At 68.8% G+C, this 1,775-nt stretch carries 3 protein-coding genes and 1 riboswitch; of the genes, 2 read left to right on the plus strand and 1 reads right to left on the minus strand.

The features are described from left to right. Positions 1–483, minus strand: a 483-nt coding sequence (locus tag FJ091_22120; GenBank protein ID MBM4386046.1) for a DUF3427 domain-containing protein, incomplete at its 3' end; no start/stop codon positions are given. Between the two features lie 46 nt (positions 484–529). On the opposite strand from FJ091_22120, the gene FJ091_22125 reads away from it, so the two are divergent. After that, positions 530–994 carry a mobile mystery protein A gene (locus FJ091_22125; GenBank protein ID MBM4386047.1) on the plus strand — a complete coding sequence of 155 codons (465 nt, stop codon included), beginning with the start codon at positions 530–532 and terminating at the stop codon, positions 992–994. A gap of 3 nt (positions 995–997) precedes the next feature. Next, the gene (locus FJ091_22130) at positions 998–1,576 is read left to right on the plus strand and encodes a mobile mystery protein B (GenBank protein ID MBM4386048.1); all 579 of its coding nucleotides are present in this window, start codon (positions 998–1,000) and stop codon (positions 1,574–1,576) included. A 132-nt stretch (positions 1,577–1,708) separates the two neighbouring features. Continuing rightward, positions 1,709–1,775, plus strand: a riboswitch (S-adenosyl-L-homocysteine riboswitch). This riboswitch is flagged as partial in the annotation.

Raw genomic sequence — 1,775 nt, forward strand, 5'->3', positions numbered from 1 at the left:
CGGCCGGTCGCCCTCGATATGGACTTTGGAGGCGGGTCCCAGCGCGCAGTACGCCGCATCCTTCCTCTCCCTGAGGAACAGGAAGAAGCGCCAGCCGTTCTGCGGGCTTTCCATGTAGCGCCGTCCCGCCGGTGTGTCCGGGCCCACGTTGTTCTGCGTCTGCCAGTGGAATAGCTCGGGGCTGATGGCGTAGTCGTGGTACGCGATGCTGGCGATGCTGCGGCGCGTGAAGGCGGTGCTGGACGCGGAGCTGTGGCCGGACGGATACAACATCGGCATCAAGGATGGCGCGGCGGTCGAGTGCCTCGCGCTGCGCCGCCGGCAGGCGCTCGTCACCGTCCGACCACCACGCCCAAACGTGGGTGTCGAGCAGCGCTGCCACGGGGCACCGCTTCGCCAAGAAAGGTAGCGAGCGGCAGCTCGTGGGGTGGGCACGGATACCTGGCCGGGAAGGCCTTGACAAAGAGTGTCTATAGTAACCATAATCAACTATTAACAGTGTTTATAGACACACATTCTGCCAACCATTATGCCAACCAAACCCGGCTTCCCCACCCTCGCCCTCGAGCAGCTCGACGAGGCCCTCGCCACCTACGGCTCCGCCGCGACGCGTCCGCCCAAAGGCTGGATCCGCGCCCTGCGAGAGGCGCTTGGCATGAGCGCGGGCCAGCTTGCGCGCCGCGCCGGCGTCTCGCGCGAAACCATCGCGACGCTGGAGCGCAGCGAAGCGAAGGGCACCATCACGCTCGCGAGCCTAGACAAGCTCGCGCGCGCGCTGGGTTGCCGCGTCGCCTACGCGGTCGTCCCTCAAGCAGGCTCGGTCGCCGAACTGCGCCGCGCCCGCGCGCTGGAAGTCGCGCGCCAAGAGCTCGCACCCGTCGCGCACAGCATGCGGCTGGAGCAACAGGGGCTTTCCGTGGAACGTGAGCGCCGGCAGCTCGAGCGCCGCGCGCAGGCGCTGCTTGCCGGCAGCCCGCGCCGGCTCTGGGAATAGCGCTTGGCCGCGGGTGCAACCCCGCTGGAGGCCGATGAGGCGGCCGGGCTCCTGCCGGGGCACATCACGACGCGCGAGCAGCTCGACGAGTGGGAGGCCGAGAACATCCTGGAGGGTGAGCGCTGGGCGCGCGGCCCGGCACGCAGGCGTGCTCCGCTGGACGACGCGTTCCTGCGCGAGCTGCACCGGCGCATGTTCGGGCGCACATGGCGCTGGGCGGGCATGTTCCGCAACACGGAGAAGAATATCGGCATCGCGCCGAACCGGATCGCGGAGGAGGTGCGCAAGCTGATCGAGGACACCAGCGCGCAGCTCGCGGCGAAGGTGGCTCCGCTGGACGAGGTCGCGGCGCGCTTCCACCACCGGCTGGTGTCCATCCATCCGTTCCCCAACGGCAACGGCCGCCACGCGCGCCTGCTGACAGACCTCGTGCTGGGGGCGAACGGCGCCGCGCCGTTTTCCTGGGGAAGGAGCGACCTGGAGCACGCCGGCGTGGCGAGAGAACGGTACCTCGCCGCGTTGCGCGCGGCAGATGCGCGCGACATCGCGCCGCTGATCGCGTTCGTGCGCAGCAGGGATTGAGTGGCTGGGTGGCGCCGCGCCGGAGCCCGGCAAATGTTACCGATCGCGCACATTTACCCCACCCACGCGCCCCCCGGCCCGGCCGCAAATCCCGCTCCCTCCCTGTTTTCGAACGCCTGCGCTATAATCCGCCCCGCTGAGGAGCGTTGCGTTCTCCAGGTAACCGGGGGATCAGGCTCAGCAAATAATCAACGGCGCT

It is taken from the genome of Deltaproteobacteria bacterium (assembly GCA_016875395.1).
GTDB lineage: Bacteria > Myxococcota_A > UBA9160 > UBA9160 > UBA6930 > VGRF01.